Raw genomic sequence first — 25,851 nt, 5'->3', positions numbered from 1 at the left:
TTCAGTTTGGTGACCGCGTTGCCACGCATCAACACCTCCAGGCTGGACGTATTCCGGGCGTACCGGTCCGGTTCACACGGAAACCGGCGGCGTTTCCTGGGTGACCGCGTCGAGCAGCAGTTCCGCGGCCACCGTCGCCCCGTCGGTGCGGATCGTGCCGGCCACCGCGGTCGCTCGCGTGCGGGTTTCCGGGGCGAGGGCCGTGGCGAGCGCGGCCGACAGGGACTCGACGGTCGGGGTCGGACCGTCGTGCGCCGCCCCGACACCCAGCGCGGCCACCCGCCCGGCGAAGTACGGCTGGTCCGCCATCTGGGGAACCACGACCTGGGGGACGCCGGCCCCGGTGGCCGCGGTCGTCGTCCCCACCCCGCCGTGGTGGACGACGGCGGCCACCCGGCGGAACAACGCCTGGTGGTTCACCTCGCCGACGGCGAAACAGTCGTCCCGGTCGTCGATCAGGGTCAGGTCCGCCCAGCCGCGGGACAGGATCACCCGGCGGCCCAGGCCGCGGATCGCCTCGATCGCCACCCTGGCGGCGTCCTCGGGGGCGCGCAAACTGCCGAAACCCACGTACACCGGCGGCGGACCGGCCGCCAAGAACGCCTCCAGCTCCGCGGAAAGGGGCCGTTCGTCGGGCAGGATCCACGCCCCGGTCTGCACCACGTCGAGGTCCGTCGGCTGCAGCGGGGCCAGGACCGGGTCCGCCGCCAGCAGCGGACGATCCGTGTAGCCGTAGCCGAAGATGTCCGCCACCGGCGGCAGCCCGATCGCGGCCCGTTCCTCGTTGAGCGGGTCCCCGAACCGCCGGTAGGCACTCTGGTTGTTCCGTTCCCACAGCACCCGGTTGTCGGTCACGTCCCGGGCGGGCGGCTCGCCCAGCGGTGGCGGCGGCGGATAGTACGGCGACGGCAGAAAAATGGGGCAGTGACAGGCGTAGACGTAGGGGATGCCCTGTTTCTCGGCCACCGACCGCACCGAGACCGCGGCGGCCAGCACCCCGGTCGCCAGCACCGCGTCACACCCCTCGACCGCCGCGGGAACCTCCGCGAACTGCGTGGCGATCGCCTCGGCCGAGAGCCGGGGCGCGTCCTTGGGCGACGGCTTCCCGTGCACCTTCGCGCGCGCCGACCCGCCGATCGGCACCAGCGGCAGTCCGGCCTCGGCCAGCCGGGCCCCGGAGTCCGGCGGTGCGCACACCCGCACCTCGACGTCGAGTGCCCGCAACCGCACCGCCAGGGCGACCAGCGGGTCGAGGTCCCCGCGTGATCCCGTCGTCGACAACAACACCCGCATCGCGCAATCCCCTGTTCCCTGTCACCGGCCGTCGGCGAACTGATCCACGTGCCGCCCCGTCACACCGGACGGTGCGGCAGCCACTTCATCCCGTCGGGCGAGGTCACCAGGCCGCCGGGGAACAGCGGCAGCTCGGGCTCGGCGTCCTCGCCGAGCACAACCCGCATCTGCTCCTGGCCGCCCTCCTGCATCACCTGCCGGACCACGTGCGACTTGAACAGCGGCACCATGTTGGCATCGTCGCCGCCGGCCATCTGGTCGACGGCCGCGGCGAACTCGGCACTGTGCTCGGCGATCCGGGTCTTCGCCGCCAGCACCGCCTCGCCGGAGGACAGGCCGCCCACCAGGTCGACGAACGACTCGATCTCGGTGTGCTCGACGTCCTTGGTGACCTTCTTGGCCGACCAGAAGTACGACTCCTCGTCCACGTGCATCTCGTAGAAGGCGACGAGGAACTCGTAGTACACGCTGTACTCGCGGCGGTACCGTGCCTCGAACTCGGTCAGCGCGGTCTTCTCGTCCATGTCACCGTCGAGGACGCTGTTGATCGAACGAGCCGCGAGCATCGCGCTGTAGGTGGCCAGGTGCACTCCGGAGGAGAACACCGGGTCCACGAAACACGCGGCATCGCCGATGAGGATCATGCCCGGACGCCAGTAGGACGGCTGCTGGTAGGAATAGTCCTTGCGCACCCGCAGTTCGCCGTAGTTGCCGGAGGTCACCCTGGTCGCGCCGGAAAGGTACTCCGAGATCAGCGGGCATTCGGCGATCAGGGCGTTGAGGGCGCTCTCCCGGTCACCTTGGATCTTGTCCGCGTCCTCCCGGCGGACCACCGCGCCGACGCTGGTCAGCGTGTCGCTCAGCGGGATGTACCAGAACCAGCCACTGTCGAACGCGACGCTCAGGATGTTGCCCGAATACGGCTCGGGCAGCCGCTTGCCGCCCTCGAAGTAGCCGAACAGGGCCAGGCTGCGGAAGAACTCCGAATATTCGCGTGAGCCACCGACTTTGGAGTACAGCCGGCTCTTGTTGCCGGACGCGTCGATCACGAAGGTCGCGGACACCTCGCGCTCGTTGCCGTCCGCGTCGGTGTACCGCACACCGGTGATGCGCTCGCTGTCTTCCAGCACCTCGGTGACCGTGCAGCCCTCTCGCACGTCCACGCCCTTGCTCCTGGCGTTCTTCAGCAGGATGTGATCGAACTTCGCCCGCTCGACCTGGTAGGCGAACGCCTTCGGCCCCGTGATCCGTGGCGAGACGGAGAAGGAGAACGTCCACGGCTCCGGGCGGGCACCCCACCGGAACGTGCCACCGCGCTTGACCGGGAAGTTCGCCGCCGCCAGCTCCTCCGAGACCCCGAGCATCTTGCACACCCCGTGCACCGTGGAGGGCAGCAGGGACTCACCGATCTGGTAGCGGGGGAAGACCTCCTTCTCCAGCAACAGCACCCGATGCCCCTGCATCGCCACGAGGGTGGCCACGGTCGAACCGCTCGGCCCGCCACCAGCCACCACCACATCGAACTGTTCGACCGACATTCGCCACCATTCCTCTATCGAGTGCCAATTTGTTGCGGCTGTTTTCCGACCGTACCGCGATCACGTATTACCAGGCGACCGGCAATTGGTCAGGACAATCGATGAACGCGTTCCTGAGTTTGATTTCCTCGACGGGCACGGCCAGGCGCAGCCCGGGAAGCCGGCGCCACAGCGTTTGATAAGCCATGCGCAGCAGCGTTCTCGCCACCGCCGCGCCGATGCAGTAGTGGATGCCGTGCCCGAACCCGACGTGCGAACCGGAAACGCGGTTCGCGTCGAGGACGTTCGCGTTCGGCGTCAGCGCTTCGTCCCGGTTGGCCATCAGGATCGAGCACAGGACGTACTCCCCCGCCTTGATCAGGTGGCCGCCGACGACGACGTCCCTGATGGCCAGCCGCGGGTTCGGCTGCTGCACGGGCGAGAGGTACCGAAGCAGTTCGGCGACCACCCGGTCCGCCTCCTCACGGCCGGCGAACAGCAGGTCCCGCTGGCCGGGGTGGTCGAGCAGCGCGAGGACCCCGAACCCGATCATCCCCGCGACGGTCTCGACACCACCGAGGATCAGCGCCGTGAACACGCCCCTCAGCTCGGCGTCGGTGACGTCGTCCCCGTGCTCTCGCACGAGCGAACCGATGAACCCCTCGTCGGGGTCCTTGCGCTGCCGGGTGATGAGGCCGTTCAGGTACCGGTTGAACGCCGCGCTGTCGGCCGCCCTGGCCTTGAACCCGCGGCTGAGCGAGACGTTCTGCCGGACCCGGCGGATGAACTCGGTCCGGTCGTCGCGCGGGATGCCGAGCAGTTCGCACAGGGCTCCCCCGCCGACCGGGTCCGCGAATAGCGCCTGGACGTCCGCGGGCGGCCCCGCCGCCTCCAGCGCGTCGATGCGTTCGTCGATCAGCTCCTGCATGGCGGGTTCGAGCCTGCGGATCCGCCGGGCCGTGAACTCCGGCGTCAGCATCCCCCGCAGGCGGGTGTGCTCGGGCGGGTCGTAAACCGACAGCTGCCCCACGAGATCCGGCGGGATGGGCTCGTCACCGATCGATTCCGCCGAGCTCCACCGAGGCCGCGTCGTGAAATTTTCGTGATCACCGAGAATCTGCCGCACGACGTCGTAGCCCAACGCTTGCCAGACGTAATTCGTGCGTAGCTGCGTCGAGGCGTTTCCGACCATCCGCACCAGCGGACCGTGCGCCCGGAGCTCGAACATGTCCTCGTGCGGATCACAAAGCGTTCTCAACATGTAGTTGGCCGTCGGCTCCACGATCGGCGCTTCCTGATCGACATCGTGATCCATACGGGAAAAACTCCTTCACTCGGCAACGCAATCTTCGCCCGCGGTCCGGAAACAAGTCCAGCACCGCACAATGGACAATGCGGATCACCACGCGACCATCAGCTCGGACAATCCGTACGCGGGAGTGGTCAACCGGAACCGGGTTTCCCGGCCGGGATCAGCCAGTCTCAGCGCAGGAAAACGCTGCCACAGCATGCGGTAGACCGAGCCGAGCGTGAGCCGGGCCATGGCGGCCCCCAGGCAGTGGTGGACGCCGTGTCCGAACGCGACGTGCGGGACGGGCTCGCGCGTGACGTCGAGGCGGTCCGCGTCCGGCAGCAGCGCGGGATCCCGGTTGGCCATGGGAAGAGAAAGGGTGACCGTCTCCCCCGCCTTGACCACCTGGCCCGCGAGGGTGACGTCCTCCTTGGCGATCCGGGGTGTCGGGGCATAGGTGACCGTCAGGTACCGGATCAGCTCTTCGACCGCCCGGTCCGCCGCTTGGTCGTCGCCCCGGAACGCGGCGATCTGCGGGGGGTTCCGCAGCAGGGCCAGCACGCCCAGCCCGATCATGCCGGAGATGTTGTCGTCGCCGGCCAGGATCAGCTGCACGCAGGCGCCTCTCAGCTCCTCGTCCGTGACCGTGTCGCCGTGCTCGGCGACGACCGTCCCGACGAACCCTTCGCCGGGGTCCTTGCGTTCCCTGGCGATCATGGCCAGCAGGTAGCGGGAGAACGCGTCGCCGGCGGACGCCCGCCTCCTCGAGCTCAGCGACGCGTCGAGATGCCGGTGGTAGAGCTGCATGAACTCGGCGCGGTCGTCCCGGGGCACCCCGAGCAGCCCGCACAGAACGGGTCCCGGCACCTGGTCGGCGACCAGCTCGACCAGGTCCGCCGGGGAGCCCTCCTGTTCCATGGCATCGAGCCGTTCGGTCACGACCTCTTCGATGGCCGGCCGCAGGCGCCGCATCTTGCGCAGGGTGAACGCCGGGGTGAGCAGCTGCCGGAGCCGGGTGTGCTCGGGCGGGTCGTAGTCCATCAGGTTGCCGACCAGCTCGCTCGGCCGGTAGATGCCCGTCCCGCCGATCTCGTCGCGGCGGTCCCAGCGGCGCCGGGTGCTGAACCGCCGGTGGTCGCCGAGCACCTCCCGGACGACGGCGTAGCCCGTGGCCAGCCAGGTGGTCTCCGCGTCCGCCCCGGACCCGATGGTGATCTTCGTCAGCGTTCCGGCGGCGCGCAGTTCGTCGGCCGGGTCGAAGCCCTGCCGTCGCGTGTGGACCGGCGGCGATGCGTCACCACTCAACGGGAAGCTCCTCGACCGCGAAGGGGGCCGGCCTGCCCGGCTTGAACCGCAGGTCCTCCTCCGGGACCGCCAGCCGGAGCGCCGGGAACCGGCGGGCCACCGCGGGCAGCGCCACGCGCAGCTGGAGCCGGGCCAGCGGCGCGCCGATGCAGTGGTGGATGCCGTGCCCGAAGGCGATGTGCTCGGGGTTGGGCCGGGTGATGTCGAACCGGTCCCCCCTGGCCCGGTTGACCGCCAGGATCGAACAGGTCAGCACGTCGCCGGCGTGGATGTCGTGGCCGGCGATGCGCACGTCGACGAGGGCGGTCCGGGGCGACGGGGTCTCGACGATCGATCCGTAGCGGAACACTTCCTCGGCGGCGCCGTTCGCGAGGTCCGGTCGCTCGCGAAGCAGCGCCAGCTGCGCGGGGTGGGTGACCAGGAGCAGCACCGCGATCGCCAGCTGGGAGGCCATCTGCTCGACCGCGCCGATCATGATCCCTTCGGCGAGGCCGGCCAGTTCCTCATCGGTGACGTCGTCGCCGTGGTCGCGCACGATGCCCCCGATCATCCCTTCGCCGGGGTCGAGGCGTTTGCGGGCCGCCAGTTTCTGCGCGTAGTTGACGACGCCCAGCCCGGAGAGGTTGCGCTGCCGGGGAATCCGGCTTTCCCGGCTTTCCCGGAACATCCGCGACAGCTCGGCCTGGTCGTCGCGGGGGACGCCGAGGAAGTCGCAGGCGATCAGCGCCGGGATGGGCCAGGCGGCGTTCCGGACGAAGTCGGCGGGCGACCCCATGCTGTCGAAGTCGTCCAGGCACTCTTCGACGACCTCTTCGACGCGGGGCCGCAAGGCCTCGATCCGCCGGACGGTGTTCGCCCGGGTCACGGTCCCGCGCAGCCGGGTGTGCTCGGGAGGGTCGTAGGCCTGCAGGATCCCCGGCAGCCAGGCACGCTCCGCCTCGTCGTCGACCGGGCGCATCGAACTGAACCGCTCGGGGTCGGCGAGGATCTCCCGGACCTCGTCGTAGCCGGTGACCAGCCACTGCTTGCGGCCGTCCAGCCCCGGCTCGGTTTCGTACTCGTGCAGTGGCCCGGTCTTTTCCAGCTCGCAGAGCTCCGGCACCGGATCGAGCCGGAGCCGCTGGTGCGGCAGCGGAACAACCATGATTCTCCTCAGCTTCGGGCACTACCAGTCGAGCGGCAGGGCTTTCACGTCGAACGGCGGCGGTCCCAGCTTGATCTCGCGGTCCGGTTCGGCCAGCCGGAGCGCGGGAAAGCGGTGCGCCAGCGCCGGGATCGCCGTCCGGAACACCAGCTCCGCCAGTGGCCTGCCGAGGCAGTGGTGGATGCCGTGCCCGAACGCGACGTGCGGCGTTTTCCCCCGGGTGATGTCGAACCGGTCCTCCGGGCCCGGGAAGCTCCGGCGGTTCACCCCGATCAGCGAGCACGTGACGGTGTCGCCCGCCTTGACGAGGTGCGCGCCGATGCGCACGTCCTCCCGCGCGATGCGCGGGGTGAGCTTCTCGTCGGTGGTGAGGTACCGGACGACCTCCTCCAGCCAGTCCGGGACGACGTCCGGCTTCTCCCGCAGCAGCGCGAACTGCTCGGGCGCCTCGACCATCAGCCACGCTCCCGCCACGAGGAACCGGGCCACCTGGTCCCCGCCCGCACCCATGACGAACGCGGCCAGCCCGGTCAGCTCCGCGTCGGTGATCTCGTCCCCGTGTTCGCGGACCACGACGCCGAGCATGTCGTCGCCGGGGTCGCGGCGGGTGCGGGCCGCGATCTGGCCCATGTACGTCATGAACTTGTTCCCGGCCGCCACGCGCCGGCTCCCCGTCCGCTCGGCCCGGCTGGCGAGCAGGCTGCGCGCCAGGCCGGCCTGGTCGTCCCGGGGAACGCCGAGGAAGTCGCAGGTCGCCGTCGTCGCGATGGACCACCCGAAGTGCGGCACGAAGTCCAGCGGGCCGCCGACGGACTCCATCGCGTCCAGGCAGTCCCCGACGACCCGCTCGATCCGCGGCCGGAACTTCTCCATCCGCCGGACGGTGAAGGCCGGCGAGACGACCCGCCGGAGCCGCGTGTGCTCCGGCGGGTCGTACTGGGTGATGAAGCCGGGGAAGGTGATGCCGGCCGCGGTCCCGCCGTAGAGCAGCCGGGAACTGAACTTGTCCGAGCCGAGCACCTGCCGGACCTCGTCGAACCCGGTGGCGAGCCACGCGGTCCGGCCCCCGGGGGAGCTCTCGGTGCCCAGTTCGGTCATCGGGCCCGCCTGCATCAGGGCGTGCAGCTTCGGGACCGGGTCGAAGCGGTCCCGCCAGTGCAGTTCCGTCGGCAGGGTGACGTTGAGCTCCTCGAACTCTTCCACCTCACAGGTCCTTTCGCGTCGACCGGCCGGCTGTCCAACCGTCCGCATCGAGCGGCTGGACACCTTCTCTCAAGCGCCGACTTCCTCGACGAGGCTCTTCGGCCGCAGGTCCGTCCAGTTCTCCTCGACGTAGGCGAGGCATTCCTGGCGGCTCGCCTCGCCGTGGACGCGGGTCCAGCCGGCGGGCACCTCGGCGAACGAGGGCCAGAGGGAGTGCTGTCCCTCGTCGTTGACGAGCACGAAGAAGGAGCCGTCTTCGTTGTCGAAGGGGTTGGTCATCGTTGTGTCCTTTCCCGCTCCGGTCGCGGCCGGAGCTTGTCGGCGACGATGGCCCCGATCTGGGCCAAAGCCGCGGGTTGCAGCATTTCCATGTGGCTGGTGGCGATTTCGTGGGGCTCGACGGTCCCGGTGGTCAGCGGCTGCCAGCTGGCGATCGCCTCCGCCGCCGGCAGGTGCGATGGCCGGTCCACAGTGGCCACGAAGAGCAGGACGTCGCTGCCGAAGCTGCGCGAGGTGTGCATCGGCCCGATCCGGGAGAGGTGCTGCATGACCCCTTCCAGCCGCGCCCGGGCACCGGCCTCCCCGGCGATTCCGGCCGCGAGCTCGACCTGCTCCTCCTGCTGCTTGTCGAAGTCCCGCGCCTCCTGGTCCTCCGCGTCGCCGCGCGGGCGCCGGAACTTCCCCTTGTCCGTGGGATAGGCGTCGAGCAGGGCGAGCAGGCCGACCTGCTCCCCCACCGCCTCGAGCAGCGCGGCCATCTCCTGCGCGATCCGCCCGCCGAGGGACCAGCCGAGGAGGTGGTACGGCCCGGACGGCTGCAACGCGCGGATCTGGCGGACGTAGTCGGCCGCCATCTCCTCGACGCTGGCCGCCGGCGGCTCGGACCGGGCCAGGCCGCGCGCCTGCACCCCGTAGACCGGCTGGTTCTGCGGAAGGCTACGCAGCAACGGCGCGTAGTTCCAGCTCAGTCCACCGCTGGCGTGGACGCAGTACAACGGCGGCCGGTTGCCGCCCGCCCGCAGCGGCAGCAGCACCTCGAAGTCGCCGGTGCCGGTCCGCACCGAAGCGCTCGAGCGCCGCCGCTCGCCGACCACGGTCAGGGTGCCGGCGGCGGACCGGCGGGCGAGCAGGCCCGTGGGGAGCATCCGCCGCTCCGCGGTCCCGGACGGGCCGGCCACGGTCTCCTCGGCCGGGACGGCGTCGACCGCGGCGCCGGTGAGGTAGAGGTCCCCGACGGCGCCGGGGACGACGGGGCTCAGCCGGTCGTCGAGCACGAGCGCGCCGAGCGGCCCCGCCAGGCCGGCGGCCACGGCGGGCACCGGCCCGGACCACGTCGCCGATTCCTCGGCCGGACGTTCGCGTTCGGCGTCGTCCAGGAAGACGTCCAGCTCGCTGACGCGCCGCCGCGGATCCTCCGCCACCTGTTCCAGCACGCGGACCAGCCGACGCGCCAGCGACTCGGCCGTGGCCGGGTCGAACAGGTCCGCGGCGTAGTGCAGGGTGCCGTCGATGCCGTCCTCGTGGTCGTCCTCGTCGCGGTGCTCGGTGAGCTTGAAGGCGAGGTCCAGCTCGATGGCCGGCGGCTCGACGGCTTCCGCGGTGGTGCGCAGGGCGGGCAGCTCCATCGCGTCCCACGCGCCGATGTCCTCCTCTCGCACCTCCAAGGCCACCTGGAACACGGGGTGGCGCGACAGCGAGCCCGGCAGGTCCAGCAGCTCGACGATCCGTTCGAACGGCACGTCCAGGTGCTGGCGCGCGGTCCGGGCCGCCTCCTGGACCCGGGTGACGACATCGACGAAGGCCGGGTCGCCCGAAACGTCCGTCCGCAGCGCGAGCGGCCGGGCGAACGGGCCGATCACCGGCTCCAGGTCGATGAGGTCGTCGTCCCGCGGCAGCGTCGTGCCGAGCACCAGGTCCTCGCCGGCGCCGAACCTGGCCAGCAGCATGGCGAGCGCGGCGTGCACCGCCTGCTGGGTGTGCGCGCCGAGCGAATCCACCGCCTCCATCAGCCGGGCGTGCGGGCCGGCGTCCAGCCGCAGCGCGACCGTGCCGGTCCGCCGCGACGGGACGGCCGAACGCGGGCGGTCGAACGGGAGCACCGTCTCCCCGTCGACGCCGGCCAGGTGGTCCCGCCAGAAGCCGATCTGCTCGTGGATCAGGCCGTCCTGCTCCTGCTCGTCCTGGAGCAGCCGGCGCTCCCAGATCGCGTAGTCGGCGAACTGCAGCGCCAGCGGCGCCCGCTCCGGGGCCCGGCCCGCGCGCCGCGCGCCGTACGCGGCGGCCAGGTCGCGGAAGAGCACGTCCAGCGAGTCGTCGTCGGCCAGGATCCGGTGCACCTCCAGGTGCAGCACGTGCTCCTTGTCCGAGAGCCGGAACAGCTCACTGCGCCACGGCACCTCCCGGGTGAGGTCGAAGGCCCGCTCCCGCCCCTTGGCGAGCAGCCGGGGCAGCTCGTCCTCGGTGGCGGGCTTCGGGATCAGCTCCACCGTCAAGGCGTCGTGGATGTGCTGGTGCACGCGCTGCGCGTCGCCCGGGAAGGTCGTCCGGAGGATTTCGTGGCGCGCCGCGATGTCCCCGAGCGCCGCCGCCAGCGCGGGCACGTCCAGCTTGCCGCGCAGGCGCAGCGCGACCGGGATGTGGAGACCGGCCGCCTCCTCCCCGGGACGCGCCAGCAGCCAGCTGCGCAGCTGCCGGGCGGTCAGCGGCACCCGGTCCGGCCGCGTGGCCGCTTCCAGCGCGGGGCGCGACTTCGCGGCCAGCGCCCGGGCGACACCCGCGGGGGTGGCCGCGGAGAACAGCTGCCGGATGGGCAGATCCGCGCCGAGCTCCTCCCGGATCCGCGCGATGAGCCGCATGGCCAGCGCCGAACTGCCGCCCAGGTCGTGGAAGGCGTCGTCGACACCCACCTGCTCGACGCCGAGGATCTCGGCGAACAGCGCGCACAGCACCTTTTCGGTCTCGCTCTCCGGCGCCTTGTCCGACGCGTGTCCCGCGAGATCCGGAGCGGGCAGGGCCCGGCGGTCCACCTTGCCGTTGGGCGTGACGGGCAGGCCGGGCAGGACGACGACGGCTACGGGAACCATGTACGCGGGCAAGACCAGCGCCAGCTGCCGCCGGATCTCGTCCGGCCCCGCGTCGTGGCCGTCGGAGACGACGTAGCCCACGAGGCGTTTTTCGCCGGGCTGGTCCTCCCGTGCCACGGCGACGGCCTCGACCACGCCCGGCTGGGCCGCCAGCGCGGCTTCCACCTCGCCGAGCTCCACCCGGTAGCCGCGGATCTTGACCTGGTCGTCGGCGCGGCCGAGGAACACCACCTCCCCGTCGCGGTTCCAGCGCGCCAGGTCGCCGGTGCGGTACATGCGTTCCCCGTCGAGGAACGGGCACGCCACGAACCGTTCGGCCGTCAGGCCCGGGCTGTCGAGGTACCCGCGCGCCAGCCCCGTGCCCGCGATGTACACCTCGCCGGCCACGCCCGGCGCGACCGGGCGCAGGAAGGCGTCGAGGAGGTAGATCCGCCGGTTCGTCATGGGACGGCCGATCGGGAGCTCCGGCCCGGTCCGCTCGCCGGGCTCGATCGGCTTCCACGTCGCGCACAGGGTGGTTTCGGTCGGGCCGTAGGTGTTCCGCACCCGCAGGCCGGGCTGGACCCGGCGCAGGTGCTCCACGGTGTGCGCGGGCACGACGTCGCCGCCGGTGCCGACCTCGGCCAGGCCCGCAAACGCTTCCGGAGCGGTTTCCGCCAGTGCGCGGAAGGTGCCGGCGGTGAGGTGGACGGCGGTCGTGCCCCGTTCGACGGCCTGCCGCAGCCCGCCCGCGTCGAGGACGCCCGGCTCGGTGAGCAGGACCCGCGCCCCCGCGACGAGCGGCACCCACATCGCGTAGAGCGAGGGGTCGAAGACGTGCGTCGCGTGCATCAGCACGCCGTCGCCGGGGCCGATCCGCCAGCCGGTGTCGCCCGCGAGACCGGCGACGGCGTCGTGCGGGACGGCCACGCCCTTCGGGAGCCCGGTGGACCCCGAGGTGTACATGACGTACGCCAGGTCGCCGCCGCCCGGCCGGTGCTCCGGCGCGGTGGCGGCGCAGGCGCCGACCGCCGCGCGCGTCTCCGGCGCGTCGAGGACGATCGCGTCCTCCGGGGCGACCGCGCGGGTGGCCTCGGTGCACAGGACGGTCGAGACCGCCGAATCGGCGAGGACGTACGCGATCCGCTCGGCCGGGTGTTCGACGTCCACCGGGACGTAGGCGGCGCCCGCCTTCCAGATCGCCAGGAAGGCGATCAGCAGGTCCGGCGACCGGTCCATGGCCACCCCGACGCGGTCACCGCGGCCGACGCCCCGGCCGGCGAGGTAGCCGGCCAGCCGGTTCGAGGCCTGGTGGACCTCGGCGTAGGTCAGGTCCGTGCCATCCGCGCCGGTGATCGCGACGGCGTCCGGCGCCGCGGCCACGCGCTTTCCGAACAGCGCGACGACGGACTCCCCCGGCACCGGCCCCGTGGTCGCGTTCCAGTCGTCCACCACCAGGGCGCGCTCGGCTTCGCTCAGCAGGGTCAGCCGGCCGACGAGGACGTCGGGCTCGGTGACCAGCCGCTCCAGCACGCGAGCCAGCGCGCCGACGACCGATTCGGCGGCCGCGGGGCCGAACAGGCCGCGGTCGTAGTCGAGGATGAGCGGCATCTGCTCGCCCGGCCCGGTGATGAGCGTGAACGGGTAGTGCGAGGAGTTGCGTCCCCGCTTCACCGGGCGCAGGGCCAACCCGCCGTCCGGCGCGTGGTCGAGTCCACTGCGGGGGAAGTTCTCGTAGATGACGAGCGTGTCGAAGACGGCGCCGGGACCGACGACGGCCTGCACGTCCTGGAGGCCGAGGTGCTGGTGGGCCATCAGGGCCGACTGGGTGCGCTGCAGCCCGGCGAGCATCTCGAGCGCCCGCTGCCCGCCGTCGAGGCGGACCCGCACCGGCAGGGTGTTCATCAGCTGGCCGACCATCGACTCCACACCGGCCACCTCGGCGGGCCGCCCCGAGGCGGCCGCGCCGAACACCACGTCGGTGCGGCCGGCGAGCTGCGACAGCACGACGGCCCACGCGCCCTGCACGACGGTGTTCACGGTGAGGTCGTGGCCGCGTGCCAGCCGCGCCAGGCCGTCGGTCAGCTCCGGGGACAGCTCGATCACCGTGGTGTCGATGTCCGGGACGCGGGCCGGATCGGCCGGCGCGACGGTGGTGGGGGTGTCCAGCCCGGCGAGCTCGGCGCGCCACGCCGCCCTGGCCGCCTCCTTGTCCTGCCGGCCCAGCCACGCGAGATAGTCCCGATAGGACACCGTGGCGGGCAGCCCGGACGCGTCGCCGCCCGCCGCGTAGATCTCGGAGAGCTCGCGGTGGATGATCGGCGCCGACCAGCCGTCCAGCAGGACGTGGTGCAGCGTGTGCACGAGGCGGTGCCGCTCCGGGCCGAGCCGGATCAGGTGCAGCTTCATCAGCGGTGCCACGTCGATGCGGAGCCGCTCGGCCAGCTCGTCCGCCGCCAGCCGGTCCACCTCGCCGTCGGCGATCTCGTCCGGCAGCCCGGAGAGATCCGTTTCGCGCCAGGGGATTTCGGCGTCGCGGGCGATGACCTGCACCATCTGCGCGCCGCTGACGTAGCGGAAACAGGCCCGCAGCGCGGCGTGCCGGTCCACCACGGCCTGCCACGACGCCCTCAGCCGCACGGGGTCCAGCGGCCCGTCGATGCCGTAGACGGACTGGACGGTGTAGGTGTCCTGCCCGTCGTGGTCGAGGGCGGTGTGGTAGAGCATTCCCTCCTGCAGCGGCGAAAGCGGCCAGACGTCTTCCACGCCGGAGCGCGGCTTTGCCCGGGTGTCGTCAACGGTCACGGTTGCTCCTTAGGAAAGTTGACCGCCGGCCAGTCCGGCCTCGAGCTGGTCCAGCTGGTCGGGGGAAAGATCGACGAGCATGCCGTCGGCGGGCTCCGCTGCGGCCCCGGCGGTCCCGCCTTCGGCCGGGAACTCCTTGACCAGCACCGCCAGCCGTTCCGGCGTCTTTTCTTCGAACACCTGCCACGGGGTGAGCTCCAGCCCGTTCCGGCGGGCCCTGGCCGACAGCTGCATCGAGAGGATGGAATCCCCGCCCAGCTCGAAGAAACTGTCGTCGGCGCCCACGCGGTCGAGGCCGAGCACGTCCGCGAACAGCTCGCACAGCCGTGCCTCCATGGCCGTGCGCGGGTCGCGTTTCGAGGCCATCCCGGCGAAGTCGGGCGCCTGCAGCGCTCGCTGGTCGAGCTTGCCGTTGGGGGTCAACGGCATCCGGTCCAGCGGCACGAACGCCGCGGGCATCATGTACTCCGGCAGGCGCTCGGCGGCCAGCTCGCGCAGCGCGGGCACCAGCGCGCCGCCCTCGCCGGTCTCCGCGGCCGGGACGAAGTACGCCACCAGCTGCTTGTCGCCCGGCCCGTCCCGGCGGACGGCGACCGCCACCTGGGCGACCCCCGGGTGCTCCGCCAGCACGGCCTCGATCTCGGCGGGCTCGACCCGGTAGCCGCGGATCTTGACCTGGGCGTCGACCCGGCCCGCGAAGAGCAGCTGACCTTCGGCGGTCCAGCGGAACAGGTCGCCCGAGCGGTACATCCGCTCGCCGGGGGCGAACGGGCTGGCGACGAACCGTTCCGCCGTCAGGCCGGGACGGCCGAGGTAGCCGCGGGCCAGCCCGGCGCCGGTGATGTAGAGCTCGCCGACCACGCCGGGCGGCACCGGCTGCAGGAAGGCGTCGAGCACGTAGTGCCGCACGTTGCGGATCGGGCCGCCGAGCGGGACCTGGTCGTGTCCCGGGGACAGCGGGGCACTCATCGTCGAGCAGATCGTCGTCTCCGTCGGCCCGTAGGCCTGGATCACCCGGCGGCCCGGGGACCAGCGGTCGACCAGCGCGGCCGGGAGTGCCTCGCCGCCCGTCAGGAACGTCTCCAGGGTGGCGGGCAGGTCGTCCTCGGACGCCAGCACACTCGGCGACACGGTCAGGTGCGTGATGCCCCACCGCCGCAGCGCGTCGCCCAGCGTCACCCGGGGCGGCATGCTCGCCGCGTCCGGCAGGACCAAGGTCGCCCCGGCCAGCAGCGACATGTACAGCTCGGAAACCATGGCGTCGAACCCGATCGCGGACAGCTGCAGGACCCGCGAGGAGGACGTCACGCCCATCCGCTCGATGTGGGCGCGCGCCAGGTTGCCGAGCCCGGAGTGGGTGACCAGGACGCCCTTGGGCACCCCCGTCGACCCCGACGTGTAGATCACGTACGCCGCGTCGAGCAGCCCCACTTCCGGCAGCTCCACCCCGGGATCGGCGGCGGGCAGCTCGTCCAGCACGAGCACCTCGCCGGCGAACCCCTTCGGCACGACCTCCCGGGTCGCCGCGGTGCACACGAGCACCTCGGGCGCCGAATTCGCCAGCATGAACTCGACGCGCTCGGCCGGGTAGTCCGGATCGACCGGCACGAACGCCCCGCCGGCCACCAGCACCCCGAGCAGCGTCACCGCCAGCTCCGCCGAGCGCCCGACCACGACGCCGACGCGGGTCTCCCGCCGCACGCCCAGGCCCGCGAGCAGCCGCGCCAGCGTCTCCACCTCGGCCAGCAGCTCGCCGTACGACAGGCTCCGCACCGCGTCCACCACCGCGACCGCGTCCGGTGCCCGCCGCGCCTGCGCGCGGAACAGCTCCGGCAACGTCTCCGCCACCGGCGGCGCGTCGGTGCGGTTCCACTCCTCGACGACCCGGCGGCGCTGCGCCTCGCCGATCAGGCCGATGCGCCCCACCGGCGTCCACGGATCGGCCACGACCTGCTCCAGCGCCCGCACGATCGCCGTCCGCATCTCCTCGGCCTGGCGCCGGTCGAAGGCGTCCGGCCGGAAGACGATGTCACCGCGGACGCCGTCGCTTTCCGACGCGCGCAGGGACAGCGGGTAGTGCCCGTAGTGCCCGCTCTCGTTCAGCAATCCGGCCGGCCGGATGGTGACCGCGTCGGGGTCGTCGGCCGGACGCGGCGGACGCGGGTAGTTCTCGAACAACACGAGCGTGTCGAACGCCGCGCCCTGGCCGGCCAGCTGGTTGATCTCGGCCAGCCCGATGTGCTGGTGCGCCATCGTCGCGACCTGGCGCGCCTGCAGCTCCGTGAGCATGTCGAGGAACGGTGTGGCGCCGGCCAGCCGGGCGCGGACCGGCAGCGTGTTGATGAACAGGCCGACCGCGGACTCGACGCCGGGGATCTCGGGCGGACGCCCGGCCACCGTCGTCCCGAAGACGACGTCGTTGCGGCCGGTCAGCCGGGCCAGCAGCAGCGCCCAGACGCCCTCGAACAGGGTGTTCATCGTGACGCCGTGGCGGCGCGAGAACTCCACCACCCGCCGGCTCGGCTCTTTGCCGAGTTCGAACTCCACGCGCTCGCGCTCGACGGGCGCGGTGATCGTCTCCGGCGGCACGACGTGGGTTCCCTCGTCGAGCTCCGCGAGTTCGGCCCGCCACGTCTCCCGGGCGGCTTCCTTGTCCTGGCGGGCGAGCCAGACCAGGTAGTCGCGGTAGGACGTCGGGGCGGGCAGCGCCCCGCTGTCACCGCCGGCTTCGTACGCCGCCATCGCGTCGGCGGAGAAGATCGGCAGGGACCACCCGTCGGCCGAGATGTGGTGCGAGGTGACGACCAGCCGGTGCCGCCGGTCCCCGAGGCGCATCAGGTGCAGGCGCAGCAGGGGCGCCCGGGTCAGGTCGAACCGCTCGGCCTGCTCCTGGGCCGCGAGGCGCTCGAACTCCGCCAGCGCGGCGTCCTCGGGCAGGTGGGACAGGTCGGTTTCCCGCCACGGCAGCGTGACTTCGCCGGCGATCGCCTGCGCGGCCTCGCCGGACTCGAGCTGGTGGAAGCTCGCCCGCAGCGCGGGGTGCCGGTCGACGAGGGCCTGCCAGGCCGCGCGGAAGCGGGCGACGTCGAGGGGGCCGTCGACGGCCAGCGCGAGCATGGCCGCGTAGACCTCCGGGCCGCGCTGGTCGGCGGCGTGGAACAGCAGGCCTTCCTGGAGCGGGGAAAGCGGCCAGATGTCCACCACGTCCGGCACCGCGGCCTCGATCTCCGCCACGTCCCGCTGGGTCAGCGTGGCGAGCGGGAAGTCGGACGGCGTGTGCCCGCCGGCGTCGCCACCGGCGTGCGCGGCCAGGCCGCCGAGCATGGCCAGCCACGCCTGCCCGAGCGACTCCGCCTCGGCGTCGCCGAGGAGCCGCCCGGCCCACGTGAGGGTCAGGGTGAATTCGGGTCCGCCTGCCGAGTCCAGCACGACCGCGTCGATCTCCACGGCGTGCCGCAGCGGCGTGTCCTGTTCGGTCGCGCCGCCGATGGTTCCGGTCGGTTGCCAGGGCTCGACGTCTCCGGCGGGCCGGGACGAGAAGCGGCCCAGGTAGTTGAACCCGATCTCCGCCTTCGGCAGCGCGGCGAGGGCCGGCCCTGTCTCGGCGTTGAGGTACCGCAGCATCCCGTAGCCGAGACCGCCGTCGGGCACCGCCCGCACGTTTTCCTTGACCTGCTTGAGCAAGCGGCCCGCCGCGTCGGCACCGGCGATCGCTTCGGCCGGGTCGATCCCGGTGACGTCCAGCCGGAGCGGGTGGACGTCGGTGAACCAGCCGACCGTCCGCGACAGGTCCAGCTCGTCGAGCGGCTGACGGCCGTGCCCTTCGACGTCCACCACCACGGCGGTGCCCCCGCGCCAGGCGGCCACCGCGCCGGCCAGGGCGGCCAGCAGCACGTCGTGGACACCGCAGTGGAAGGCCGAGGTGACCTTCTCCACCAGCACGCCCGCGTGCTCCCGCGGCAGGGTCCAGGACCGGCGTCCCGCGGTCGACACGGTGTCGCGCCCGGGGTCCAGCTCCCCCAGCCGCGGCCGGGCGTCCGCCAGGATCTCCGTCCAGGTCGCCAGTTCCGCGGTCCGGGTCGCGGCCTGGGCGGCCAGCGTCCGCGCCCACCGCCGGAACGAGACGTCCACCGGGTCGAGCGCCGGTTCCCGGCCCGCCGCCACGGCTTCGCAGGCGGCCTGCAGGTCCGGCAGGAGGATGCGCCACGACACGACGTCGACCACGAGGTGGTGCGCGGCCACCACGAGCCGGCCCGCCCGGCCGGGTCCCGCGTCGACCCACACGACCCGGATCACCACGCCCGCGGCGGGGTCCAGCCGGGCGGCGGCGTCACCGGCGCAGCGAGCGCCAAGCTCGTCCGGATCGGCGGTGCCGGCTTCGACGCGCTCGACGAGGGCCGCCGCGTCCACCGCACCCCGCTCGGCCACGACGAGCCGCGGCGCTTCGCCCGCGGTCTCGGCGATCCGGCTTCGCAGCATGTCGTGGGTGTCCAGCACCGCCGCCAGCGCGCGGACCAGCGTGCCCACCGACAGGTCGCCGGGCGCGCCCACCGTCATCCACTGCGTCGGCGCGCCACCGGTCAGGGCCCCGGGACCGCGTTCGGCCAGCGCGCGGAGCACCGGCGTCAGCTCGACCTCGCCGACGCCGTCGGCGAGCCCGGCCCTCGTCCCGCTGCCGCGTTCGGCGGCCGCCGCGATGCCCGCCGGCGTCTTGTGTTCGAAGACCTGCTTCGCGCCGAAGACGAAGTCGTCGCGTCGCGCCCGGGCGGCCAGCCGCATCGAGAGGATCGAATCCCCGCCCAGCTCGAAGAAGCTGTCGTCGGCGCCGACCCGCTCCAGCCCGAGGACTTCGGCGAACAGCGCGCACAACACGCGTTCGGCCTCGGTGCGCGGCTCGCGGCCGGCCGCCTTCCCGGGGAACCCGGGGGCGGGCAGGGCCGCCCGGTCGATCTTGCCGTTGACCGTCAGCGGGAAGCCGTCCAGCACCACCACCACGGCCGGCACCATGAACGACGGCAACCGCGCCGCGAGGTGCCCGCGGACCGCTTCGGGATCCGGTCCCGCACCCGCTTCCGCGGTCACGTAAGCAATCAGCCGCTTGTCGCCCGTCCGGTCCTCCCGCGCCACGACGACCGCCTGCGCGACGTCGGGCACCTCGGTCAGCGCCACCTCGACCTCGCCGGGCTCGACCCGGTAGCCGCGGATCTTCACCTGGGCGTCGGCCCGGCCGGCGAACAGCAGCTCACCCTGGTCCGTCCAGCGCGCCAGGTCGCCGGTGCGGTACATCCGCTCGCCGGCGGCGAAGGGGTTGGCGACAAACCGCTCCGACGTCGACGCGGTGCCGCCCAGGTAACCGTGCGCGAGGCCGGCGCCGGCGAGGTACAGCTCGCCGGTCACGTTCGGCGCCACCGGCTGGAGGAACGCGTCGAGCACGTAGGCCTGCCGTCCGGCCAGCGGCCTGCCGATCGGCAGGGTGTCGCCTGTTTCGTCTCCCGGCTCGAGAACGAGCCAGGTGGCGCAGAGAGTGATCTCGGTGGGGCCGTAGAGCTGCCGGACGCGGACCTCCGGGCACGCCTGGCGCATCCGGACGACGGACGCCAGCGGCACCGCGTCCCCACCGGTCAGGATCTCGCGCAGCCCGGCGAAGGACTCCGGCGCTTCCTCGGCCACCGCCCGGAAAGCGCCCGCAGTCAGGTGGACGGTCGTCACGCCACGGGAGATCGCTTCGCGCAGCCGCTGCGCGTCGACCGCGCCCGGTTCCGCGACCATTACGCGGGCTCCGCCGACCAGCGGCACCCAGATCTCGACGAGCGAGGCGTCGAACGCGTGCGACGCGTGCAGCAGCACGCAGTCGCCCGGGCCCTGCGCCCAGCCCGGGTCGCTCGCCAGGGCCGCCACGCTCGCGTGCGGCACTGCGACGCCCTTCGGCACCCCGGTCGATCCCGACGTGTACATCACGTACGCGATGTCGTGTGCTCCGACCGCCAACGGCGGTACTTCGTGCCGCGCGTCACGGACCTCCGGCGCGTCCACGACCACCGGCTGGACCCCGGACGGCACCGCGGCGCGGGTCGCTGCCGCGCAGACGGCCAGGGAAGCGCCGGCGTCGGCCAGCATCCGCTCGATCCGTTCCGCCGGGTAGTCCACGTTCACCGGAACCTGCGCGGCGCCCGCCTTCCAGACCGCGAGGAGAGCGACGAGCAGGTCCGCACCACGTTCCAGCACGACGCCGACGCGGTCGCCCCGCCGCACTCCGGCGCCGACGAGGTACCCGGCCAGCAGGTCCGATTCCCGGTCCAGCTCGGCATAGGACAGGGTGCGGCCGGAGTCCACGACCGCCACCGCGTCCGGGGTGACGGCGGCCTGCCGCCGGAACAGCTCCGGCACCGGCGACGTGGCCGCCGCTTCGCCGGTCGCGTTCCAGTGCTCCACCACGGCCGCGCGCGTCGGTTCGCTCGTCACGGCCAGGCGGCCCACGGGCAGCGAAGGCTCCGCCACCAGCCGCTCCACGACCCGGACGACCTGCCTGGCGACCTCGGCCGCGGTTTCCCGGCCGGTCCGGTCCGGCCGGTAGGACACGTTGACCCGCAAGCGGATCCCGGGGGAAACGCTCATGGCCAGCGGATGGCTGGTGCCGGTCCGGGTGACGACCGAGCTGATCGCGACCCCGCCGTCGGCACCGAGACCGGTGGCGTCGTGCGGGTAGTTGACGACCATCACGATGGTGTCGAAGACCGCAGCCGTCCCCGCCGCCTTCTGGATCTCGGGCACTCCGAGGTACTGGTGCTCGGTCAACGCCGACTGGCGCCGCTGCAGGTCCTGGAGCAGCTCCAGCACCGGCCGGTCGCCGTCGAGGCGGGCGCGGACCGGGACGGTGTTGACGAACATGCCGACCGTCCGCTCGACGTCCGGCACCTCCGCCGGGCGCCCCGACACCACCGACCCGAACACCACGTCCGTCCGGCCCGCCAGCCGCGCCAGCACCAGCGCCCACGCGCCGTGCAGGATCGTGCTCACGGTCAGGCCGTGCCCGCGGGCGAATCCGTCGAGAGTGCGGGTCGCTTCCTCGGACAGCCATTCGGAAAGCTCGTCCGGCATCACCATCGTCTTGCCCGCGTCGGCGTCCACCAGGGTCGGTTCGTCCGAGCCGGCCAGCTCGGACCGCCACGCCGCCCGGGTCGCCTCCGCGTCCTGGCGGCTCAGCCACGCCAGGTAGTCCCGATAGGACGGAGGTGCCGTGGGGACCGGTTCACCCGCGTAGGCGGCCGACATCTCGCCCAGGACGATCGGGGTCGACCAGCCGTCCAGGAGCACGTGGTGCGACGTCACGACGAACCGGTGCCGGTCCTCGCCGAGCCGGATGAGCAGCAGCCGCAGCAGCGGCGGCCGGGTCACGTCGAACCGGTCCGCCTGGTCCTCCGCGAGCAGGCGGTCGACCTCCGCGGCCGCGTCGGCCTCGCCGAGGTGCGACAGATCCGCCTCACGCCAAGGGATTTCGACGTCGCCCGCGACGACCTGCACCGTTTCGCCGGACGCCAGCTGGTGGAAGCTCGCCCGCAGCGATGCGTGCCGCGCGGCCACCTGGTGCCACGCCGCCCGCAGCCGTCCCGCGTCGAGCGGCCCGTCGAGGTCCAGGATCCGCTGGCTCTGGTAGACGTCGACGCCGTCCTCGTCGTAGGCCCGCTCGAAGAGCATGCCTTCCTGGAGCGGCGACAGCGGCCAGACGTCCGTCAGCCCGGGCGCCGCGGCCCCCAGCTCCGCGACGTCTTGCTGCGTCAGGCCGACGAGGTCGAAGTCGGAGGGAGTGTGCCCGCCCGCGCCGGGCTGCCCGGCCAGGGCCGCGAGACCGGTCAACGTCTCCAGCCAGGCCGCGCCGAGCCGCTCCACCGTCTCGGGGCCGAGACCGTCGATCACGAGCCGCAGCCGGGCGCCGGCCGGCGTGTCCCGGACGTCCGCGCCGATCTCCAGGGCGTGCGCGCCGGTCAGCTCCGCGCCGCCGCCCAACGCCCCCTCGGTCACCTGCCACGCGGTGTCCCCGGCGGCGCCACCGGACCGGCCGAGGTAGTTGAACCCGATCCGCGCGGACGGCAGTTCCGCCAGCCTCGCCCCGGTTCCGGGGTTGAGATGACGCAACAGCCCGTAGCCCAGCCCGTCGCCGGGAACGGCACGGACCTGGTCCTTCACGATCTTGAGCAGCTCCCCGGCCGGCAGGCCGGCGGCGGGGACTTCGAGGCGGACCGGGTGCACGCTGGTGAACCAGCCGACAGTGCGCAGCAGGTCTTCGCCGTCGGCGGCGTGGCGGCCGTGGCCTTCCACGTCCACCAGGAACCCGGCACCGTCACCGCGCAGCCGCGCCACCGCCCCCGCGAGGCCCGCCAGCAGGACTTCCTGGATGCCGCAGTGGAACGCGCCCGGCAGGTGGGCCACCAGGTCGCGCGCTTCGGGCCCGGACAGCGTCCGGGACCACGAATGCGGCTGCGCGGTGCGCTGCTCCGGGAACGGCTCGGCGCCGTCCAGCACGGCGACCCAGTGGTCGAGCTCGGCCACGGTCCGCTCGCTGAACGCCTGCTCGGTCAGCTGCCGCGCCCACTGCCGGTACGACGTCGCCGCGGGTTCGACGACAGGGGTTCCGCCGCCGGCCGCCTCGTCGTAGGCCGCCCGCAGGTCCGGCAGCAGGATGCCCCACGAGACCGCGTCGACGACCAGGTGGTGCGCCACCAGGACCAACCGGCCCGGCTCGGCGGTCCCGGCGTCGACCCACACGGCCGCCACCATGGTTCCCGCCGACGGGTCCAGCGTGCCCGTCGCGGTCCGGGCCTCGCGCCCGGCGACCTCGTCGAGGTCCCCGGCTCCGGCCGCTACCCGCGTAACCAGGCCCGCCGCGTCGACCGCACCCCGCTCGGCCACCACCAGCCGTCCGTCTGGCTCGACCCGGGCCCGCAGGACGTCGTGCCCGTCGAGCACGGCCTGCAGCGCGGTCACCAGCGCGTCCGGGTCGAAGCCCGCCGGGGTGACGACGACCCGCACCTGCGCGAAGGAGGGACGCACCGCGTCCTCGCCCAGCGCGCGCATCACCGGCGTCCGCGGGATCTCCCCCACGCCGCTGTCCACAGTGGAGCGTCGCGTCCCCGGCGAAGCCGCGGCCAGCGCCGCCAGCCGTTCCGGGGTCCGGTGCTCGAACACCAGCCGCGGGGTGAGGGAAATCCCCTCCCGGCGCGCACGGGCGGCCACCTGCATCGACGAGATCGAGTCCCCGCCCAGCTCGAAGAAGCTGTCCTCGGGACCGACCCGGTCCAGGCCGAGGACTTCGGCGAACACCGCGCACAGGATCCGCTCGGCTTCGGTGGCCGGCTCCCGGCCGGCCGCCTTCGCGGCGAAGTCCGGCTGGGGCAGGGCTTGGCGGTCCACCTTGCCGTTGACCGTCAACGGCAGTTCGTCCAGCACCAGCAGCGCGGCCGGGACCATGAACTCGGGCAGCGTCCCGGCGAGCTGTCCGCGCAGCCGCTCCGGGTCGGCGTCGTGGCCCGCTTCGGCCACCACGTAACCGAGCAGGTGCTCGTCCCGCGCGGCCACCACGGCCTGCGCGACACCGGGCAAGCCCGCGAGGGCCACCTCGACCTCGCCGGGCTCCACGCGGTACCCGCGGATCTTGACCTGGTCGTCGGCGCGGCCGGCGAACACCAGCTCGCCCCGGTCCGTCCAGTACGCCAGGTCGCCGGTCCGGTACATCCGCCCGGCCGGAGCGAACGGATCGGCGACGAACCGCTCGGCCGTCAACGCCGAACGCCCCAGATAGCCTTGCGCCACACCGGCTCCGGCGACGTACAGCTCACCCGCCACCCCCGGCGGCACGGGCCGCAGGAACGCGTCGAGGACGTAACCGCGACGGCCCGCGAGCGGGCGTCCGATCGGCAGCACCGGTCCCGGCTCGTCGCCGGGTTCGAGCAGCCACCAGGTCGCGCACAGCGTCGCCTCGGTCGGGCCGTAGAGATGCCGCACCCGCACGTCCGGGCAGGTCCGCCGCACCCGTTCCACCGCCGCCGCCGGCACCGCGTCACCGCCGGTCAGGATCTCGCGCAGCCCGGCGACCGACTCCGGCGACTCCTCGGCCACCACGCGGAAGGTCCCGGCGGTCAGGTGGGCGGCCGTGACACCGGCGGCCACGTACCCGGCCAGCGCCTCGCCGTCCACCGCACCCGGTCCGGCCAGCACCACCCGGGCGCCCGACAGCAGCGGCACCCACATTTCGAACAGCGAGATGTCGAACGCGTGCGAGGCGTGCATCAGCACGGCGTCGCCGGGACCCACCTCCCAGCCCGGCTCGCCGACCAGCGCCGCGACATTGCCGTGCGACACCGCGACGCCCTTCGGCGTCCCCGTCGACCCCGACGTGTACATCACGTAGGCGAGATCGTCGGCCGTGGCACCGACGGACAGCCGGGCGCCCTCCGCCACCGCTTGCCGTGTCTCCGGATCGTCGAGGACGACCGGCTCGAGCCCGCCGTCCAGCACGGCGTCCCGGTACGCCCGCGTGCACACCACGGCCGCCGGTTCCGCGTCCGCCAGCATGAACTTCACGCGTTCGGCCGGATAGGCCGGATCCACCGGCACGTACGCCGCGCCCGCCTTCCACACCGCCAGCAACGTCACGATCAGCCCGGGCGACCGGTCCATCACCACGGCCACCCGGTCCCCGCGCCGGACGCCCCGGCCGCTCAGGTAGCCGGCGAACCGCTCCGCCTGCCCGGCCAGTTCCCCGTACGACATCGTCCGGTCACCGTCGACGACCGCGACGCGATCGCGGTGGCGCTCCACCTGGCGGTCGAACAGGTCCGGAGCCGGCAGTTCCGGCGCCGCCTGCGGTGCCGCGCTCCACTCGTCCACCGCCGCGCGCTCGGCCGCGCTCGTCACGTCGACGTCGGCGACCGTGATGTCGTCCGCGCTCGTCAGCTGACGCAGGATCCCGGTGAACCGCTCGACGATGGCGAGCGCGGTGCCGCGGTCGAAGAGATCCGCCCGGTAGTCGAGGTTGAGCAGCATCGACTCGCCGGGGACGGCGACCAGCGTCAGCGGGTAGTGGGCGGCTTCCTTGCCCTGGTTGATCCGGATGCCGAAGGCTTCGCCGGAGTCCGGTTCGCCGAGCTCACGGGGAAAGTTCTGGAAGACGAGCAGGGTGTCGAAGATCGCGCCGGGCCCGGCCGCCTTCTGGATGTCCGCGAGCCCCACGTACTGGTCGGGGATGAGCGCCGACTGGCGCTTCTGCAGTTCCGCCAGCAGGTCGGCGACCGGCGCCGAGCCGCGCAGCCGCACGCGTACCGGAACGGTGTTGAGGAACAGCCCCACCATTCCCTCCACACCGGGCAGATCCGGCGGGCGCGCCGACACGACGGCCCCGAACACGACGTCGGTCCGGCCCGCCAGCTGCGCCAGCACCAGCGCCCACGCGCCCTGCACCACGGTGTTCAGCGTCAGCCCGCGGCGGCGGGCCAGCTCGCCCAGCGACCGCGTGAGGTCCGCCGGCAGGTCGACCGTGACGTTCTCCGGCATCCCGGGCGCCTGCCCCGGATCGGCGGGCGCCACCAGCGTCGGCTCCTCGGCACCGCGCAGCTCCGCGGCCCACGCCGCCAGCGTCCGTTCCTTGTCCTGCCGGTCCAGCCACGCGAGGTATTCGCGGTAGGACCGCACCGCCGGCAGGTCCGCCGGTGCGTCACCGGCCGCGTAGAACAGCGAGAGCTCGTCGAAGACGATGGGCATCGACCAGCCGTCCATGATCGCGTGGTGGCAGGTGACGACCAGGCGGTGGGCGGTGCCGGAGAGCCGGATCAGGGTCAGCCGCAGCAACGGCGCGTTCGCGAGGTCGAACCGCTTCGTCCGGTCCTCCTCGGCCAGCTCGCGCACCGCCTCCTCGGGATCTTCGAGGTGGGAAAGGTCCGCCTCCCGCCACGGCAGCTCCACCTGCCGGGCGATGAGCTGCACCGTCTCACCCGACTTGCGCTGGCGGAAACACGCGCGGAGCGCGGCGTGCCGGGCCAGCACCGCCTCCCACGCGGCGCGCAGCCTGGCCGCCTCCACCGGCCCGTCGAGGTCCAGGATCCAGTGGCCCACGTAGAGGCCTGGCCCTTCGTCGTCGTACACCGTGTGGAAGAGCAGCCCTTCCTGGAGCGGCGACAACGGCCAGAAGTCCTCGATCCGCGACTGAGCCATCAAATATCTCCCTCGATCACCTGCGAG

At 72.9% G+C, this 25,851-nt stretch carries 9 protein-coding genes; all 9 read right to left on the bottom strand.

The features are described from left to right. Positions 1-72: 72 nt before the first annotated feature. Positions 73-1,293, bottom strand: a complete 1,221-nt coding sequence (locus CF165_RS12685; protein ID WP_093947697.1) for a glycosyltransferase — start codon at positions 1,291-1,293, stop codon at positions 73-75. Positions 1,294-1,352: 59 nt separating this feature from the next. Next, a complete protein-coding gene (locus CF165_RS12680) occupies positions 1,353-2,831 on the bottom strand; it encodes a tryptophan halogenase family protein (protein WP_093947696.1) in 1,479 nt (492 codons plus the stop codon). A gap of 67 nt (positions 2,832-2,898) precedes the next feature. Beyond that, positions 2,899-4,125 (bottom strand): cytochrome P450, encoded by a 1,227-nt coding sequence (locus tag CF165_RS12675; protein WP_093947695.1) that lies wholly within the window; start codon positions 4,123-4,125, stop codon positions 2,899-2,901. Positions 4,126-4,209: 84 nt separating this feature from the next. After that, on the bottom strand, positions 4,210-5,406 hold the full coding sequence (locus CF165_RS12670) for a cytochrome P450 (protein ID WP_093947694.1): 1,197 nt from the start codon (positions 5,404-5,406) through the stop codon (positions 4,210-4,212). After that, the gene (locus CF165_RS12665) at positions 5,396-6,550 is read right to left on the bottom strand and encodes a cytochrome P450 (RefSeq protein WP_093947693.1); all 1,155 of its coding nucleotides are present in this window, start codon (positions 6,548-6,550) and stop codon (positions 5,396-5,398) included. The genes CF165_RS12670 and CF165_RS12665 overlap by 11 nt, the downstream gene beginning before the upstream one ends. A gap of 21 nt (positions 6,551-6,571) precedes the next feature. Beyond that, on the bottom strand, positions 6,572-7,801 hold the full coding sequence (locus tag CF165_RS12660; protein ID WP_093947692.1) for a cytochrome P450: 1,230 nt from the start codon (positions 7,799-7,801) through the stop codon (positions 6,572-6,574). Positions 7,802-7,822: 21 nt separating this feature from the next. Next, positions 7,823-8,032 (bottom strand): MbtH family protein, encoded by a 210-nt coding sequence (locus CF165_RS12655; RefSeq protein WP_093947691.1) that lies wholly within the window; start codon positions 8,030-8,032, stop codon positions 7,823-7,825. Then, positions 8,029-13,620 (bottom strand): non-ribosomal peptide synthetase, encoded by a 5,592-nt coding sequence (locus CF165_RS12650; protein WP_093947690.1) that lies wholly within the window; start codon positions 13,618-13,620, stop codon positions 8,029-8,031. The genes CF165_RS12655 and CF165_RS12650 overlap by 4 nt, the downstream gene beginning before the upstream one ends. A 9-nt stretch (positions 13,621-13,629) precedes the next feature. Then, positions 13,630-25,824 carry a non-ribosomal peptide synthetase gene (locus CF165_RS12645; protein WP_093947689.1) on the bottom strand — a complete coding sequence of 4,065 codons (12,195 nt, stop codon included), beginning with the start codon at positions 25,822-25,824 and terminating at the stop codon, positions 13,630-13,632. Positions 25,825-25,851 lie beyond the last annotated feature (27 nt).

Origin of the sequence: Amycolatopsis vastitatis (genome assembly GCF_002234595.1) — a bacterium.
Lineage (GTDB): Bacteria > Actinomycetota > Actinomycetes > Mycobacteriales > Pseudonocardiaceae > Amycolatopsis > Amycolatopsis vastitatis.
This window is presented reverse-complemented; position numbering and strand designations above follow the sequence as displayed.